The 15710-nt window shown below is 73.1% G+C and carries 15 protein-coding genes; 9 read left to right on the top strand and 6 right to left on the bottom strand.

The window, feature by feature from the left end; all coding sequences use genetic code 11:
* Positions 1-22: 22 nt before the first annotated feature.
* The 3 genes from coaE to ACIP9H_RS13390 all read left to right on the top strand — a co-directional run bounded on the left by coaE (position 23) and on the right by ACIP9H_RS13390 (position 2102).
* Complete coding sequence (gene coaE, locus ACIP9H_RS13380) at positions 23-634, top strand: dephospho-CoA kinase (RefSeq protein ID WP_401584402.1); 612 nt, start codon at positions 23-25, stop codon at positions 632-634.
* A gap of 70 nt (positions 635-704) precedes the next feature.
* Positions 705-1631 (top strand): slipin family protein, encoded by a 927-nt coding sequence (locus ACIP9H_RS13385; protein ID WP_401584405.1) that lies wholly within the window; start codon positions 705-707, stop codon positions 1629-1631.
* Between the two features lie 102 nt (positions 1632-1733).
* On the top strand, positions 1734-2102 hold the full coding sequence (locus tag ACIP9H_RS13390) for a tetratricopeptide repeat protein (RefSeq protein WP_319661161.1): 369 nt from the start codon (positions 1734-1736) through the stop codon (positions 2100-2102).
* An 88-nt stretch (positions 2103-2190) separates the two neighbouring features.
* Here ACIP9H_RS13390 and ACIP9H_RS13395 read toward each other — a convergent pair whose 3' ends face one another.
* Positions 2191-3009 carry an N-formylglutamate amidohydrolase gene (locus tag ACIP9H_RS13395; RefSeq protein ID WP_401584408.1) on the bottom strand — a complete coding sequence of 273 codons (819 nt, stop codon included), beginning with the start codon at positions 3007-3009 and terminating at the stop codon, positions 2191-2193.
* Between the two features lie 47 nt (positions 3010-3056).
* Entirely contained in the window at positions 3057-3629 is a 573-nt protein-coding gene (locus tag ACIP9H_RS13400; RefSeq protein ID WP_401959114.1) for a methylated-DNA--[protein]-cysteine S-methyltransferase, read from the bottom strand.
* A 175-nt stretch (positions 3630-3804) separates the two neighbouring features.
* Here ACIP9H_RS13400 and ACIP9H_RS13405 point away from each other — a divergent pair, with 175 nt between their 5' ends.
* Both ACIP9H_RS13405 and ACIP9H_RS13410 read left to right on the top strand, forming a co-directional pair.
* Positions 3805-4749 (top strand): hypothetical protein, encoded by a 945-nt coding sequence (locus ACIP9H_RS13405; RefSeq protein WP_401584413.1) that lies wholly within the window; start codon positions 3805-3807, stop codon positions 4747-4749.
* Positions 4750-4881: 132 nt separating this feature from the next.
* On the top strand, positions 4882-5721 hold the full coding sequence (locus ACIP9H_RS13410; protein ID WP_401584415.1) for an MHYT domain-containing protein: 840 nt from the start codon (positions 4882-4884) through the stop codon (positions 5719-5721).
* Here ACIP9H_RS13410 and ACIP9H_RS13415 read toward each other — a convergent pair.
* Positions 5668-6723 (bottom strand): chitinase, encoded by a 1056-nt coding sequence (locus tag ACIP9H_RS13415; protein ID WP_401584418.1) that lies wholly within the window; start codon positions 6721-6723, stop codon positions 5668-5670. The two genes, ACIP9H_RS13410 and ACIP9H_RS13415, sit on opposite strands and share 54 nt — an antisense overlap.
* 229 nt (positions 6724-6952) lie before the next feature.
* On the opposite strand from ACIP9H_RS13415, the gene uvrB reads away from it, so the two are divergent.
* The 4 genes from uvrB (at position 6953) to ACIP9H_RS13435 (ending at position 12803) form a co-directional block, all read left to right on the top strand.
* Positions 6953-9049 (top strand): excinuclease ABC subunit UvrB, encoded by a 2097-nt coding sequence (gene uvrB / locus ACIP9H_RS13420; protein WP_401584421.1) that lies wholly within the window; start codon positions 6953-6955, stop codon positions 9047-9049.
* A 114-nt stretch (positions 9050-9163) separates the two neighbouring features.
* Positions 9164-9742 carry a TerD family protein gene (locus ACIP9H_RS13425; protein WP_401584424.1) on the top strand — a complete coding sequence of 193 codons (579 nt, stop codon included), beginning with the start codon at positions 9164-9166 and terminating at the stop codon, positions 9740-9742.
* 37 nt (positions 9743-9779) lie between these two features.
* On the top strand, positions 9780-11561 hold the full coding sequence (locus ACIP9H_RS13430) for a TerD family protein (protein WP_401959117.1): 1782 nt from the start codon (positions 9780-9782) through the stop codon (positions 11559-11561).
* 249 nt (positions 11562-11810) lie between these two features.
* Positions 11811-12803: a TerC/Alx family metal homeostasis membrane protein gene (locus ACIP9H_RS13435; RefSeq protein WP_401584430.1), complete on the top strand. Its 993-nt coding sequence runs from the start codon at positions 11811-11813 to the stop codon at positions 12801-12803.
* Positions 12804-12812: 9 nt separating this feature from the next.
* Here ACIP9H_RS13435 and ACIP9H_RS13440 read toward each other — a convergent pair whose 3' ends face one another.
* The 3 genes from ACIP9H_RS13440 to ACIP9H_RS13450 all read right to left on the bottom strand — a co-directional run bounded on the left by ACIP9H_RS13440 (position 12813) and on the right by ACIP9H_RS13450 (position 15640).
* The gene (locus ACIP9H_RS13440) at positions 12813-14144 is read right to left on the bottom strand and encodes an MFS transporter (RefSeq protein ID WP_401959118.1); all 1332 of its coding nucleotides are present in this window, start codon (positions 14142-14144) and stop codon (positions 12813-12815) included.
* Between the two features lie 103 nt (positions 14145-14247).
* Entirely contained in the window at positions 14248-14904 is a 657-nt protein-coding gene (locus ACIP9H_RS13445) for an MBL fold metallo-hydrolase (RefSeq protein ID WP_401584436.1), read from the bottom strand.
* A gap of 4 nt (positions 14905-14908) precedes the next feature.
* Positions 14909-15640 (bottom strand): maleylpyruvate isomerase family mycothiol-dependent enzyme, encoded by a 732-nt coding sequence (locus tag ACIP9H_RS13450; protein ID WP_401584438.1) that lies wholly within the window; start codon positions 15638-15640, stop codon positions 14909-14911.
* Positions 15641-15710: the final 70 nt, after the last annotated feature.

Consider the following 15710-nt stretch of genomic DNA (forward strand, 5'->3'; position numbering starts at 1 on the left):
GGGGCGGCGGTAGTCTCGCGCCATGGTCACTGTGGGGCTGACGGGCGGGATCGGGGCGGGCAAGAGCGAGGTGTCGCGGCTGCTGTCCTCGTACGGGGCGGTGCTGATCGACGCCGATCGCATCGCGCGCGAGGTCGTGGAGCCGGGAACGCCCGGTCTGGCGGCGGTCGTCGCCGAATTCGGCGAGGGTGTGCTGACCGAGGACGGCAGCCTGGACCGTCCCGGCCTCGGTGCCGTCGTCTTCTCCGACCCCGAGCGGCTGCGGGCGCTCAACGCGATCGTGCATCCCCTGGTCCGGGAGCGGTCGGCCGCGCTGGAGGCGAGTGCCGGGCCCGAGGACGTCGTGGTCAACGACGTGCCCCTGCTGGCGGAGAACAAGCTGGCCCCGCTGTACGACGTGGTCGTGGTCGTGGACGCGGCCCCCGGCACGCAGGTGGACCGGCTGGTGCGGCTGCGCGGGATGACCGAGGACGAGGCGCGGGCGCGGATGGCGGCCCAGGCGGACCGTGAGGAGCGTCTGGCGATCGCCGATGTGGTGATCGACAACGACGGCCCGCTGGAGGCGCTGGAGCCTCAGGTCCGGCGGCTGTGGGCGCAGTTGCGTCACCAACCTCAAAACATCGTCAAAAGCTGATCCGGCACCCCCTCCGGCGGCGTCCGAGGAGCAGTAGCTTCGCTGCACTCATGGACGGAAGGGGACGGGGATGGAAGGCGTTTCGGCCGTGCTCACGGTGATTGCCGTGGTGCTGGTCCTGGTGGGGCTCAAGAGCGGGTTCCGCGTGATCAAGCAGTACGAGCGGGGTGTGGTCTACCGCCTCGGGCGGGTTCGGGAGAAGCCCAAGCAGCCGGGGCCGCGCATGCTCGTGCCGCTCGTCGACCGGATGACCAAGGTCAACATGCAGGTGGTCACCATGCCGGTGCCCTCGCAGGAGGGCATCACCCGGGACAACGTGTCGGTGCGGGTGGACGCGGTGCTCTACTTCCGGGTCGTGGACCCGGTCAAGGCGACGGTGCACGTGCAGAACTACCAGTTCGCCATGTTGCAGGTCGCGCAGACCTCGCTGCGATCGGTGATCGGCAAGAGCGAGCTGGACGACCTGCTGTCGGGCCGCGAGGCGATCCACGAGGGCCTGGAACTGCTGCTGGCCACCCCCGCCGTCGAATGGGGCATCCACATCGACCGGGTGGAGATCAAGGACGTGGCCCTGCCCGAGTCGATGAAGCGGTCCATGGCCCGGCAGGCCGAGGCCGACCGGGAGCGGCGGGCCCGCATCATCACCGCCGACGGTGAACTCCAGGCCTCGGAGAAGCTCGCCCAGGCGGCGCAGGCGATGGACCGGACGCCCGCCGCGATGCAGCTGCGGCTGCTGCAGACCGTCGTGGAGGTGGCGGCGGAGAAGAACTCCACGCTGGTCATGCCCTTCCCGGTGGAGATGCTGCGGTTCTTCGAGCGCGCGTCGGGTGCCGACCAGCAGCGGCCGCAGGAGACTGCCGTGCCCGCGGCACCGGACACGCCCGCCGCACCGGCCGGCGAGGCCGGCGGGGTCGCCCCGGCGGCGCTGGAGGTGCCGCAGCAACCGGTGGAGCCCGCGGCGCTGGAGAAGGGACACCCGCTCGCGGAGGAGGCGTGAGCCCACCCGCGCGCGGTCGTGCCGGATCCTGGGGGGAATGCATATGCGAGTGGTGATGTTGGGTAGTTGTGAGCCATTGAATGCCCGGGGAAGGAGGCGGCTGTGCCCGAGCAGAGCCCCGAGAACCACGTGATCGACTTCCGCGCGGCGGAGAAGCTCCTGGAGGCGCGGGACGCGCGCGGGGCGGTCAAGCTGCTGGACTCGGTCATCGCCGTGCACCCGGAGAACACCGCCGCCCGTCTGCTGCGGGCGCGGGCGTTCTTCCTGGCCGCGCAGCTGCGGCCGGCCGAGCTGGAGTTCCAGGTGGTCCTGGAGCGCGAGCCGGACAACGCGTTCGCGCACTTCGCGCTCGGTCGCACCCTGGAGCGGGCGGGCCGCGACGGGGAGGCACGACGGCATTTCCGGCTCGCCGCGGCCCTCGACCCCAAGCCGGACTATCTGCAGGCAGCCCGGTTCCCCGACTCCGCCTGAGCGGAGCGGGGGACCGCCGCCGGGCTCGGTTTCCGGGGTTCCGGGGGTCCGGGCGTCCGGGGTTCCGGCACGGCCACCGGAGGCGAGGTCAGCCGGTGGCGTCCGCCTCGATAGCGGAGATCAGTGCGGCCAGGGCCCCGGCGACCCGGTCGAGTCCGGCGTGGGGGGCGCCCCCGGGCTCGTCCATGTAGACGTCCCGCCGGATCTCGACCATCAGCGCGGAGACCCCGGGCGTTGCCCGGTAGTGCTTCAACGGCACATAGGTGCCGGAGAACGGCGAGTCCAGCCCCACCTCACCGCAGCCGGAGAAGGCCGCGCGCGCCGCGGCCGTCAGCCACGCCGGGGTGTGGAAGGCGTCGGTGCCCAGGCACACCGCGGGCCGGGGGCCGTCGCCGTGCAGCTCGTAGGGCAGTGGTGCGCTCGGGTAGGAGTGCACGTCGATGACGACGGCCCGGCCCGCGGCCTCCAGCCGGTCCTGCACGGCGGCGGTCATCGCCGCGGCGTAGGGGTGGAACCAGGTGTCCAGCAGCGCCTGTTCGTGCGCGGCGTCGTCCTCGCGCAGCGGCGCCAGTCGGGAGGTGCGGGTGTAGACGGCGCCCATGCCGACGGCGCGCATCTCCTCGCGTTCGTCCGGGAACCGCTCGGGATCGACGACCAGCCGGGACAGGTGGTTGACGAAGCGCCAGGCACCGGTCCCGGCGGCGGCCCGCCCGGCCAGAAGGGCGGTGTGGGAGTCCGTCATGCGGTCGAGTTCCGCCGCCAGTTGGGCGTCGTCGAGCAGGATGCGCTCGCGGACCGGCGCGGGCACCGCGCGTGCGCCGTGCGGCACATGCAGCAGCACCGGCGAACCGGGCGCCCCCTCCTCGACGCCGAAGGAAGCCTCCTCGTCCCCCTCGTGCGTGTCCATGCTGTCGTGCCCCTCCTGCCGTACCGGCCCTGCCCGTCGCGCGTCCGTCAGAACAGCGGCTCGGGCAGGACGCCCTCCCTCGCCAGCAGCGAACGCTTGATGTCCAGCATCCGCAGGCCGCCGCCGAAGCCCCCGATCCCGCCGTCGCTCTCCAGCACGCGATGGCAGGGCACGACGACCGGCAGTGGGTTGGAGCCCATGGCCACTCCGACCGCACGGGCCGCGCCGGGCTCCCCGACCCGGGTGGCCAGGTCCTGGTAGCCGACGACGCTGCCGAACGGCACGCCCCCCGCCAGTTCGCGCAGCACGGTGCGGTGGAAGCCGGCGCTCAGCGACCAGTCCAGTTCGAGGGTGAACGCCCGCAGGGTGCCCCCGAAGTAGGCCTCGACCTGCTCCACGGCCTCGCGCAGCCGGTCGCCCGCCGGCCCGCCGGGCAGGTGCTCGGGCGTGGCGCCGAGCCGGGACGCGAGCCGTTCCAGAGCGGCGGCCGTGGTCGCCTCGTCCGCCCGGAAGACGACGTGGACCAGGCCCTTCTCGGTGGCGGCCAGCAGCAGCGGCCCGACGGCGGTGTCCGCCACCGTCCAGGCCACCGTGCGGGTCGGGGTCTCGGGATTCGTCACGTCCACCAGCCTAGGCGGGGGCACCGACAACGGGCCGCGGACCGTTGCCGGCGCCCCGTTGCCGGCGCACCGGAGCCGGCAACTCCGCGCCGCGCGGCCACTCGCGAGGGTGGCGGTTCTCGACAGGTGTGTTACAGCAGGTAGTCGAGTGGCCACGGTGGGGGATGGGGCTCGCATGACGCGAAACGACTACTCCGCGGCCCTCCGCAAACTCGCCCGCGAGCAGGACCGGGTGGCCACCGTCGCCCAACTCGCGGAAGCCGGCGTGCCGCAGCGCCTGGTGCGTGAGCGCTGCCGCCCCGGCGGCAGGTGGCAGCGGCCGCTGCCCCGGGTCGCGGTGCTGCACTCCGGTCCGCTCAGCTCCGCCCAGCGGTGCCGGGCGGCCCTGGCGTTCGCGGGGCACCCGCTGACCCGGGCCATGATCACCGGGGCGGCGGCGCTGCGGCTGCACGGTGTCGCCGCCGCGGCGTTCCCGCCGGGGCTGCCGGTGGTCGACGTCCTCGTGCCCAGCGACCGGCGCATCCGCACCCACACCTGGGTGCGGGTCCATCACGCCCGGGCGCTGCCGGCGCCCGATCTGGTGGACGGCGTGCCCCTGGCCCCGGTGGTGCGGGCAGCCGCCGACGGCCTGCGGGAGTCCATCGACCCCGAGTGGGCCCGCGACGTCGTGCAGGAACTGGTCGTGGTGATGGGCGTCCCGGCCGGCATAGTCGCGGCCGAACTGGGTGCGGCGGTGCTGGGCCGCCGTCCGGCCGTGGCCGCGCTCCTGGAGTCCCTCGCGGCGGAGACCCGCGCGCCCGCCCCCGCCGTGGGTCCGCTGGCGCGCGCCCTGGTGGCCAGGTCCGGCCTGCGGCAGCCGCTGTGGCGCCCCACGCTCCACCTGGACGGGGCCTTCCTCGGCTCCCCGGACGCCTATTGGGCACGCGACGGGCTCGTGCTCGACCTCGGTCCCGGCGGCGGGCGCGCCCGGTGGGAGGCGCTGGGCCTGCGGGTGCTGCGGGTGGCCCCGGCCGCTCTCGCGCGCGCCCCGGGAGAGGTGGTCGCCGCCCTGCGGGCCGCGCTGGAGGGCGGTCCGTACGGGCCGCTGGAGCGGATCACGGCGCTTCCGGGGGCGATCTGAGGCGGGTGGGGTGACCGGCGGGTTTCCGCGCGATGAAGTCCGCGCGACGTGGCCGCGCGGACACCGTCCGTGACCTACCGTGAGTGCCGCGCGGACCGAAGACGGGGGCCGGCCGGCAAGGGGGAGGGTGCCGTGGGCGGCACGTACGGAACGGTCGACGGGTTCACCTACGGGTGGGCGACTCCGCTGGCGGGCTACCTGATGGCCTGCCTGGGCGCGGGTCTCGGGCTGCGCTGCATCACGCGCGCCCTGGCGATGCACCCCTCGCGGCGGGCCGGCTGGCTCGCGCTCGGCGCGGCGGCCATCGGCTCGGGCATCTGGACCATGCACTTCATCGCGATGATGGGCTTCACCATCGGCGGGGTGCCCATCTCCTACGACCTGGTGACGACGCTCGCGAGCCTGCTGGTCGCCGTGCTCGTCGTCGGCGTCGGGGTCTTCGCCGTCGGCTACCTGGGCCGCTCGGTACCGGCGCTCCTGGCAGGCGGCGTCGTCATGGGCCTCGGAATCGCCGGCATGCACTACCTGGGCATGCGGGGCCTGCGGCTCCACGCCGCACTGGAGTACTCGACGCCGACGGTGGCCCTGGCCGTCGGCGTCGCGGTGGTCGCCGCGACGGTCGCCCTGTGGTGCGCGGTGACGATCCGCGGCCTGTACGGGGGGCTCGTCGCGAGCCTGATCCTGGGCCTCGCCATGACCTGCATGCACTACATCGGCATGGCGTCGGTGACCGTGCACCTGCTGAACGGCCCCCGGGAGGCGGGCGGGGCGGGTCCCGCCGCGCTCGCCCCGGTGCTGATCGGGCCGGTGGTGTTCCTCCTCCTGGCGGGTGTGGTCGTGGCGCTGGACCCGCCCACCCCCGATCCCTACGTCCCCGGCCGGCCCACGGTCGCGCAGCCCGGCCGCCCGGCCCCCGCCTCACGCGCCGCCCGTGCCTCCCGGGTGCGCGAGCGCCCGGGTGAACGCCATTGAGCGCTGCCCGACGCCACTGCAGCGGTCGGAGACGGCCTCCATGGTGCCGCCCGCCGCGGCCGCGCACCCGCGGTCGCGGTCGGCGGACCACATCGACAGCCCGCCCAGTCCCTTCCTCCGTGCGAACGCGGACAGTTGGGCGGCGTCCTGGAGGGTGAAGACCTCGCCCTCGATGTCATTGACGCCGATCATCGGGGTCACCTCCAGCGTCCGCCAGGCGTCGGCGTCCGACAGGCCCAGCAGCGACTTGACGCGCGCCTGGGCGGCGGTGGCGGCGCGGATCGCGTAGGCGCCCATGTCGCCGGTGTACGCGGGCCCGTAGTCCATCGCCATGATGTTGACGGCGCCGACGTCCACACCCTCGCGCGCGGCGGCGGCCACCACCGCGTCGGCTCCGTCCGCGAGGCCCGAGGGCATGGCGGGCAGCGTGAACGAGACCGTGAGGGGGCGGCCGGCGGCCTTGGCCCGCCGCTGCAACCGGGCGACGGCGCGCGCCCGGCGCGTGGTGGCGGAGGTGTCGGCCAGGGCGGCGCCCTCGATGTCGAAGTCCACCCGGGTCAGGTCGTACCGGTCGATCACCGAGGCGTAGGCGGCGGCCAGTTCGCCGGTGCTGCCGCAGGCGCTCGCCAGTTCCGTGCCGTCCGCACCGCCGAAGGACACCCGCAGGGTGCCGCCCGCGGCGCGCAGGGCGGCAAGGCGGGCGGCCAGGGGGCCGTGGTCGATCCCGTCGCGGCCGTCCCAGGCGGGCGCGCATCCGCCGCGCGCGGTGACGAAGCCGAGCGTGAATCCGTCCACGCCGCTGTGCCGGACGGCGGCCGCCATGTTGTAGACCGAGGTCTGCGACGCGTCCACGTACGGCAGGAACGTCACGTGCGCCGCCTTGAGCGGTGCCGTCGAGCCGCCGGCCCCGCCGGGCGCCGTACCCCTGAGGAGGTGGGCGGTCCCCGCGGCCGCGCAGGCCGCCGCGAGGCCGGCGATCAGAACGGTCGTACGGCGCTTCATGCCGGAGAGGCTATCGGCGCCGGTTCATTCCGTCGGGGCTTTTCGTCGGCATGTGCGAAATCCCCGCATTTCCCTTTCTCTGATCACCCGTGAGTGATTCTGATAATCGATCGGCGGAAATTGTCGGTGGAATGTCCGGCGCGGTGGTCCCCCGCGCCGGAGGCGTGCCACGGCCCGCTCCGCGACCGGCGCGGACCCGGTTGTCAGTGGGGGGTCGTACCGTGGACCCATGCGGCCCGTATCAGACATCGAACGCAGTGTGGCGCCCTTCGAGGTCGTCAGCCCCTTCCAGCCCAGCGGCGACCAGCCGACGGCCATCGACGACCTCGAGCGGCGCATCCGCGCCGGCGAGAACGACGTCGTCCTGCTCGGCGCCACCGGTACCGGAAAGTCGGCCACCACCGCCTGGATGATCGAGCGGCTGCAGCGTCCGACCCTGGTCATGGCGCCCAACAAGACCCTCGCCGCGCAGCTCGCCAACGAATTCCGCGAACTGCTGCCGAACAATGCGGTCGAGTACTTCGTGTCGTACTACGACTACTACCAGCCCGAGGCGTACGTCCCGCAGACGGACACGTACATCGAGAAGGACTCCTCCATCAACGAGGAGGTCGAGCGGCTGCGCCACTCGGCCACCAACTCCCTGCTGACCCGCAGGGACGTGATCGTGGTCGCCTCCGTGTCCTGCATCTACGGCCTCGGCACGCCCCAGGAGTACATCGACCGCATGGTCCGCCTCCGGGTCGGCCAGGAGATCGACCGCGACGCGCTGCTGCGCAAGTTCGTCGACATCCAGTACGCGCGCAACGACGTGGCGTTCACCCGAGGCACCTTCCGCGTGCGCGGCGACACCATCGAGATCTTCCCGGTCTACGAGGAGCTCGCCGTCCGCATCGAGATGTTCGGCGACGAGATCGAGGCCCTGTACACGCTGCACCCGCTCACCGGCGAGATCATCACCGAGGACGAGCAGATGTACGTCTTCCCCGCCACCCACTACGTCGCCGGCCCCGAGCGCATGGAGCGCGCGATCGCCGGCATCGAGAAGGAACTCGGCGAGCAGCTGGCGGTCATGGAGAAGCAGGGCAAGCTGCTGGAGGCCCAGCGGCTGCGGATGCGCACCACGTACGACATCGAGATGATGCGGCAGATCGGCACCTGCTCCGGCATCGAGAACTACTCGCGGCACATCGACGGCCGCGAGACGGGCTCGGCGCCCGACACCCTCATCGACTACTTCCCCGAGGACTTCCTGCTCGTCATCGACGAGTCGCACGTCACCGTGCCGCAGATCGGCGCCATGTACGAGGGCGACGCCTCCCGCAAGCGCACCCTGGTCGACCACGGCTTCCGGCTGCCCTCCGCGCTCGACAACCGCCCGCTGAAGTGGGAGGAGTTCCTGGGGCGCGTCGGCCAGACCGTCTACCTGTCGGCCACCCCCGGCCCGTACGAGCTGTCCCGCGGCGACGGAACCGTCGAGCAGATCATCCGCCCGACGGGTCTGGTCGACCCCGAGGTGATCGTCAAGCCCACCAAGGGGCAGATCGACGACCTGGTGCACGAGATCCGGGTGCGCGCCGAGCGTGACGAGCGCGTCCTGGTCACCACCCTCACCAAGAAGATGTCCGAGGACCTCACCGACTACATGCTGGAACTCGGCATCCAGGTGCGGTATCTGCACAGCGACATCGACACCCTGCGCCGCGTGGAGCTCCTGCGCGAGCTGCGCGCGGGCGAGTACGACGTCCTGGTCGGCATCAACCTGCTCCGCGAGGGCCTGGACCTGCCCGAGGTCTCGCTGGTGGCGATCCTCGACGCGGACAAGGAGGGCTTCCTGCGGTCGGGCACCTCGCTGATCCAGACCATCGGCCGCGCGGCCCGCAATGTCTCCGGCCAGGTGCACATGTACGCCGACAAGATCACCCCGGCCATGGAGAAGGCCATCGACGAGACCAACCGGCGCCGGGCCAAGCAGATCGCGTACAACGAGGAGCGGGGCATCGACCCGCAGCCGCTGCGCAAGAAGATCGCCGGCATCATGGACTCCTTCGCCCGCGAGGACGCCGACACCGAGGAGCTGCTGGGCTCCGGCCGCCAGCGCTCGCGCGGCAAGGCGCCCGTTCCGGGGCTGTCCGGCAAGGCCGGCGGCAAGCGCGCCGACAAGAGCCTGCCGGCCGCCGAACTGGCGGAGCTCATCGGCGAGCTGACCGACCAGATGCACACGGCCGCCGCGGACCTGCAGTTCGAGGTCGCGGCCCGACTGCGCGACGAGGTGGGCGAGTTGAAGAAGGAGCTGCGGCAGATGCGGGAGGCCGGTGTGGCCTGACGCCTTTTCCCCCTCGCGCACCGCGGTTGCCGAACCGCGGTGCGCCGGGCGCGCGTCTACCCATAGGGTGCGGAGCAACCGCACGTCGGCACACTGGGTGAGAGGGGACTGCGCGTGACGGTCAACATGACCAAGGGTCAGAAGATCAGCCTGCAGAAGACGGACGGGGGGACCCTCACGTCGGTGCGCATGGGGCTCGGCTGGCAGGCGGCCCCGCGCCGCGGCCTGTTCGGCTCCCGCACCCGGGAGATCGACCTCGACGCCTCCGCCGTGCTCTTCGCCGACAAGCAGCCCGTGGACGTGGTGTTCTTCCGGCACCTCGTCAGCGACGACGGCTCGGTCCGGCACACCGGCGACAACCTGGTCGGCGGCGCCGGCCAGGGAGGCGACGACGAGTCCATCCTGGTCGACCTGGCGCGGGTGCCCGTGCACGTCGACCAGATCGTCTTCACGGTCAACTCCTTCACCGGGCAGACCTTCCAGGAGGTGCAGAACGCTTTCTGCCGGCTGGTCGACGAGACCAACGGGCAGGAGCTGGCCCGCTACACCCTCACCGGGGGCGGCGCCTACACCGCGCAGATCATGGCGAAGGTGCAGCGCAGCGGCGCGGCCTGGTCGATGACCGCCATCGGCACCCCGGCCAACGGCCGCACCTTCCAGGACCTCATCCCGGCGATCCTCCCGGCGCTCTAGCCGGGCGGAGCACAGCAGGCACAAGGGGGGCGCGGGCATGACCGCCGAACTGGTCCACGGACAGAACCATCCGCTCCCCGGCACCCGGGTCGAGATCCGGGTGTCGGCGGGCACGGCGGTGGTGCCCGGCGCCACCCTGGGCGACGGGCAGGGCCGGGTGAGCGGGCCCGAAAGCGTCGCCCTGCCCGGCTCCGGCGCCCTGCCGGGCATCGCGATACCCCCCGGCCCGGGCGCCGAGCACCGGCTCACCGCCGACCTGGACGCGGTCCCGGCCGCCGTGGAGCGGGTGCACATCCTGCTCGCGCTGCCCGCCTTGCCGGGCGCGCCGACCCGGTTCGGGGCCTGCGCCGCGCCCCACCTCGCCCTCGTCGTCCCCGGCGGCGCCGAGATCGCGAGCTTCACCGTCACCGGGCTGGGCAGCGAGTCCGCCATCGTCGCCCTGGAGCTGTACCGCCGCCAGGGCACCTGGAAAGTGCGCGCTCTCGGCCAGGGCTACGCGGGCGGGCTCCCCGAACTCCTCCGCGACCAGGGGCTCACCGCGGCCGACGCGGACCGTCTGACCGCCGCCCTGGCCGCGCCGGCCGACGTGCCTGCCGCCGCGTCCGTCCCGCCGCGGCCCCAGGACCGCGTCCCGCCCAGGGACCGGCCCCGGCCGGACGGCCCCGCCGCGGCGAACCCGACGCCGCCGCCGCCTCCTTCCGCCGCCACGACGCCCCCCGCACCCGTCGCGGGCGACGCCGCCGGCTGGACGATGGAGGAGCGCCTGTACAACCAGGTCTGGGGCATGTTCGAGGACCTGGCCCGCGCGATCGCCGCCTACCGCAGCGCCGTCGACTTCGCCGAGACCCGGCTCGACCAGGAGCTCGACGCCGTCCTCGCCGATCCGCGCACCCGCGTCGGCCCCGCCGCCGAGGCCGCCCGCGACCAGGCCCGCGCCCGCCAGGCCGAACTGGTCGACCGGGCCCGCGCGGTCCTGGACGGCGACCTGGCCCAGCTGGCCGCGGAACGCGACGTGGTCGAGCCCGCGCTCCCGCCGTCCTTCGCGGGCTGGGAGAGCCCGGTGTGGCACGGCTGGACGACGCCCACCGAGCCCCCCATCGCGGTCCGGCTCGGCGACCTGCATCTGCCCGAGCGGCCCGAGCTGCGCATCCCCATGCTGGTGCGGCTCCCCCTGGAGCGGGGTCTGTGGGTCGACAGCGCGCAGGAGCGCCGTACGGCCGTGGACGTGGCCGTCGCCCTTGCCGCGCGCCTGCTCGCCTCCCATCCGGTGGGTGAGTTCGCCGTCCATGTGGTGGACCCGGCCGGATCGGCCGCCCGGGCGCTGGCTCCCTTCACCGAGTCCGGCGCGCTGCGCGAACCGCCCGCCACGGGAGCCGCCGGGGTGGCGGCGCTGCTCGCCCGGCTGACGCAGCGCGTCGACCTGGTGCAGATGGCACTGGACGCGGGCGGCCCGGTGCGCCTGCCGGCCGGCCTCGACCCGGCCCGGCAGCTGCTGGTCGTCAACGACTTCCCGTACGGCTTCGACGACCGGACCCTCACCCAGCTGCGCTACCTGGCCGACGAGGGGCCCCGCGTCGGCGTCCACCTCCTGCTGGTCGCCGATCGTGAGGACGCCCGGGAGTACGGCCCCGTCCTGGATCCCCTGTGGCGCTCCCTGCTGCGGCTGACCGCGGTGCCCGACGACCACCTGGCCGACCCCTGGGTCGGCCACGCCTGGACGTACGAACCCCCGCTGGCCCCGCCCGGCAGCCAGGTGGTGCCGAGGGTCCTGCGCCAGGTCGCGGCGGCCCGGCGGACCTACGACCGGGGCCGCCGCTGAGCGGCCTGCCGGTCAGCGGCAGGGCCCCATCGCACCCACCTGATTGACCATCACTTTACCGTCTTTACCTTTCCTTGGGATTTCATGTACTGTTCTTTACGCGGAGGGGAGTACTCCTGACGCGGTGCACCCGTCAGCACGGGAAAGAACAGCCCCGGGGCACCGGCCCGAGCGCGAGGTGCCCGGGTGGAAGAGACCTCCGGCAGCGATCACGCTGACAATTGCCAGCCCATCTGCCGGAGGCATCGCATGGATGTGTCCTTGACCCTCTGGGTGCTGACCATCGCCGGTCTCAGCGCCCTCATCGCCATCGACTTCTTCATCGGGCGCAAGCCCCATGACGTGTCGATCAAGGAGGCGGGGATCTGGACCGTCGTCTGGATCACCCTGGCCGCGCTCTTCGGCCTCGGCCTCCTGCTCTTCGCCGGGGGGCAGCCCGCGGGCGAGTTCTTCGCCGGTTTCATCACCGAGAAGTCGCTGAGCGTCGACAACCTCTTCGTCTTCGTCCTGATCATGGCGAAGTTCTCGGTGCCCACCCAGTACCAGCAGCGCGTCCTGCTCATCGGCGTGCTGATCGCGCTGGTGCTGCGCGCGGGCTTCATCGCCGCCGGCGCGGCGATCATCGCCAACTTCGCCTGGATCTTCTACCTCTTCGGCGCCTTCCTGATCTGGACCGCCTGGAAGCTGATCCAGGAGGCCCGCGCCGGGGAAGAGGACGAGGAGTTCGAGGAGAACCGGCTGCTCAAGGCCGCCGAGCGCCGCTTCGGTGTCGCCGACCGCTACCACGGCACCAAGCTGTTCATCCAGAAGAACGGCAAGCGGATCATGACCCCGATGCTCGTGGTCATGCTGGCGATCGGTACCACCGACGTCCTGTTCGCGCTGGACTCCATCCCCGCGATCTTCGGCCTCACCCAGGACCCGTACATCGTCTTCACCGCGAACGCGTTCGCGCTGATGGGCCTTCGGCAGCTGTACTTCCTCATCGGCGGCCTGCTGAGGAAGCTGGTGCACCTGTCCTACGGCCTGTCGGTCATCCTCGGCTTCATCGGCGTCAAGCTGGTGCTGCACGCGCTGCACGAGTCCGGTGTGCACGTGCCCGAGATCAGCATCCCGTTCTCCCTCGGCTTCATCGTGCTCGTCCTCGCCGTCACCACCGTGACGAGCCTGAGGGCGTCGCGGAAGCAGGCCGAGTCGCAGGAGAGCGTCCGCAGCGACGAGGAACGGCACGTCGACGCCTGACCCGTCGGTTCAGCCCGTGCGGGGTCCGCGGCCGGCGGCCGCGGACCCCGCCGCCGTCTCCGCGGCCTGCTGGTCCACCCGCGTCGTCGCGGCCGTACGGCGCGGGTCCGGCAGCGCCGCGAAGCAGGCCGTGCTGAGCAGTGCGACCGCCGCGACGTAGACCGCCACCGCCCAGGGCGCGCCACCCCCGTCGCCCGCCAGCCGGGTCGCGGCGATGGGGGTGAGGGCGCCGCCCAGGATCCCGCCGAGGTTGTAGCCGAGCGAGGCGCCGGTGCAGCGCACCTGGGTCGGGTACAGCTCGGGCAGATACGCCCCCAGCACCGCGAAGACCGCGATGAACGCCAGCAGCTGCGCGGCGGAGCCCAGGACGAGAGCCGCAGGCGAGCCGGTGCCCAGCAGCCAGGCGTACGGGAAGATCACCACCCCCATCGCGGCCGTCCCGGCGAGCGCCAGGGGACGCCGCCCGAGGCGGTCGCCGAGCAGCCCCGCCCAGGGCGTTGCCGCGCCCTTGACCACGACGGCCGCCAGGACGCAGCCGAGCACCACGGTGCGGTCCATGCCGAGCCGTTCGGTGGCGTACGCCAGCGACCAGGTCGTCACGGTGTAGAAGACGGCGTAGCCGCAGGCCATCGCGCCGGCCGTGAGCAGCAGCAGCCGCCAGTGGCCCCGCAGCAGTTCCACCAGCGGCACCCGGGACAGCTCGCCCTGCTCGGCGGCCCGCTCGAACTGCGGGGTCTCGGGCAGCGCGGCACGCAGCGCCAGCCCGGCCAGTGCCAGCGCCCCCGCCGCCCAGAACGGCACGCGCCACCCCCAGGAGCGGAACGCGGTGTCGCTCAGCCCGGCCGACAGCGCCAGCACGATCCCGTTCGCCAGCACGAAGCCCACCGCGGGACCGGTCTGCGGCAGGCTCGCCCACAGCCCGCGCCGCCGTTCGGGGGCGTGCTCCGCGGCCAGCAGCACCGCCCCGCCCCACTCGCCGCCCAGCCCGAGCCCCTGCAGGAAGCGCAGCGCCACCAGGATCACCGGCGCGGCCGCCCCGATCGCGTCATAGGAGGGCACCAGGCCCACGGCGGTCGTCGAGGCCCCGGTCAGCAGCAGGGAGCCCATCAGCACCGGACGCCGCCCGAGGCGGTCGCCGATGTGGCCGAAGAGCACCGAGCCCAGCGGCCGGGCGACGAAGCCCACGGCGAAGGTGCCGAACGCGGCGAGCGTCCCGGCGACGGGGGAGAAGGCGGGGAAGAACAGCGGGCCCAGGACGAGGGCGGCCGCCGTGCCGTAGGCGAAGAAGTCGTAGAACTCGATCGCGGTCCCGGCCGCCGAGGCCGCCGCGATCCGGGTCATGGGAACAGGGGTGCCGGAGGCAGTAGTGCGCACGCCGGTCCAACGACCGGGGTGTGCGGGGGTGGCGCCGCCGATGCGGTGGCACCACCCCCGCGAACCGCGTTCACCAGCCGCGTTCGCGCCATTCGGCGAGGTGCGGCCGCTCGTCGCCGAGCGTGGTGTCCCGGCCGTGCCCGGGGTAGACCCAGGTCTCGTCGGGGAGGGTGTCGAAGAGCTTGGCCTTGACGCCCTCGAAGAGGCTCGTGAAGTGGTCGGGGTTGCGGTGGGTGTTGCCGACGCCGCCCGGGAACAGGCAGTCGCCGGTGAAGACGTGCGGGTGGCCGTGCGGGTCGTCGTAGATCAGGACGATGCTGCCGGGGGTGTGGCCCACCAGGTGGCGGGCGGTGAGCGTGACCCGGCCGACGCTGATCGTGTCGCCGTCCTCGACGGGGACGTCGGTGCGGACCGGGATGCCCTCCGCGTCGTGCCGGCCCGCGTAGGTACGGGCGCCGGTCGCGTCCACGACGGCCTGCAGGGCCTGCCAGTGGTCGCCGTGCCGGTGCGTGGTGACGACGGACGCGAGCCCGTCGTCGCCGGCCACCTCGATCAGCGTGTGCGCGTCGGCGGCCGCGTCGATGAGCAACTGCTCGTCCGTGGCGCGGCAGCGCAGCACGTACGCGTTGTTGTCCATCGGGCCGACCGCGACCTTGGTGATGATGAGGTCCTTGAGTTCGTGCACGTCGGGCGCGCCGCCCACCCTGACCTCGCCGCTGTACGTCATGGCCTCAGCCTAGTGGCGGCAGCACGGGCAGGGGCACGTCCGGCTGAACGTCGAGGTCCTTGCCGTCGGAGCGGCCGGTGATCCAGCCCAGCAGGGCGTGCCGGGCCCCGCTGACCGTCAGTTCGGGCTCCGGAGCGGCGCCGATCACCCACTTCTCGCCGCTGTCGGTGTCGTGCAGGCGCACGGCGGCGACGCCCTCGTGGCCGGACAGGTCGTCGATGACGGCGGCCAGCTCGCGGACCGAGAAGGGCACGGGGAGGTGCTCGCAGGTGTAGCCGATGCCGAGGTCGACGTGGTGGAAGTAGATCTCCATCAGGCGCGCGTAGGGGATCTCGGCGGCGGCGATGACGTGGCCGGAGCGCATGACCACCTGGGACGCCCAGCACTGCGGCGGGATCTCCTCGATCGCGGTCGCGAGCCGGGCGGCGGACCCGCGCAGGTCGTCCAGCTGCTCGGCGAGCGGGCGGCCGGCGCCGGTCTCGATGTCGCGGTCGCGGCTCTCCCCGCTGGCGTACTGGGGGACCTCCTGGCCGGTGCGGGCCCAGATGAGCAGGTTGACCAGCGAGTCGGCGTTGCGGGCCAGGTGGGTCAGGACGTGGCCGCGGGTCCAGCCGGGGAGGCGGGACGGCTCGGCGACGCTCGTGGGCGCGAGCACGGAGACGGCGTCGATCAGCCGTTCGGTGGCTTGGCGCAGCTCGGCCGCATCGTGCTCGGGGTCGGGTCGTTGGACAGACACGGGGCCTCCTTGTCGCACAGAGGTGCAGGACGGGTGCGGGTGATCCACATCGTGCCGAAGACGCTAGCGG

The organism is Streptomyces sp. NPDC088732, from assembly GCF_044751205.1.
Lineage (GTDB): Bacteria > Actinomycetota > Actinomycetes > Streptomycetales > Streptomycetaceae > Actinacidiphila.

Coding starts and splice junctions, on each gene's coding strand:
- coaE (WP_401584402.1), top strand. CDS start 23: ATGGTCACTGTGGGGCTGACGGGCGGGATCGGGGCGGGCAAGAGCGAG.
- ACIP9H_RS13385 (WP_401584405.1), top strand. CDS start 705: ATGGAAGGCGTTTCGGCCGTGCTCACGGTGATTGCCGTGGTGCTGGTC.
- ACIP9H_RS13395 (WP_401584408.1), bottom strand. CDS start 3,009: ATGGACACGCACGAGGGGGACGAGGAGGCTTCCTTCGGCGTCGAGGAG.
- ACIP9H_RS13405 (WP_401584413.1), top strand. CDS start 3,805: ATGACGCGAAACGACTACTCCGCGGCCCTCCGCAAACTCGCCCGCGAG.
- ACIP9H_RS13415 (WP_401584418.1), bottom strand. CDS start 6,723: ATGAAGCGCCGTACGACCGTTCTGATCGCCGGCCTCGCGGCGGCCTGC.
- uvrB (WP_401584421.1), top strand. CDS start 6,953: ATGCGGCCCGTATCAGACATCGAACGCAGTGTGGCGCCCTTCGAGGTC.
- ACIP9H_RS13430 (WP_401959117.1), top strand. CDS start 9,780: ATGACCGCCGAACTGGTCCACGGACAGAACCATCCGCTCCCCGGCACC.
- ACIP9H_RS13435 (WP_401584430.1), top strand. CDS start 11,811: ATGGATGTGTCCTTGACCCTCTGGGTGCTGACCATCGCCGGTCTCAGC.
- ACIP9H_RS13440 (WP_401959118.1), bottom strand. CDS start 14,144: ATGACCCGGATCGCGGCGGCCTCGGCGGCCGGGACCGCGATCGAGTTC.
- ACIP9H_RS13445 (WP_401584436.1), bottom strand. CDS start 14,904: ATGACGTACAGCGGCGAGGTCAGGGTGGGCGGCGCGCCCGACGTGCAC.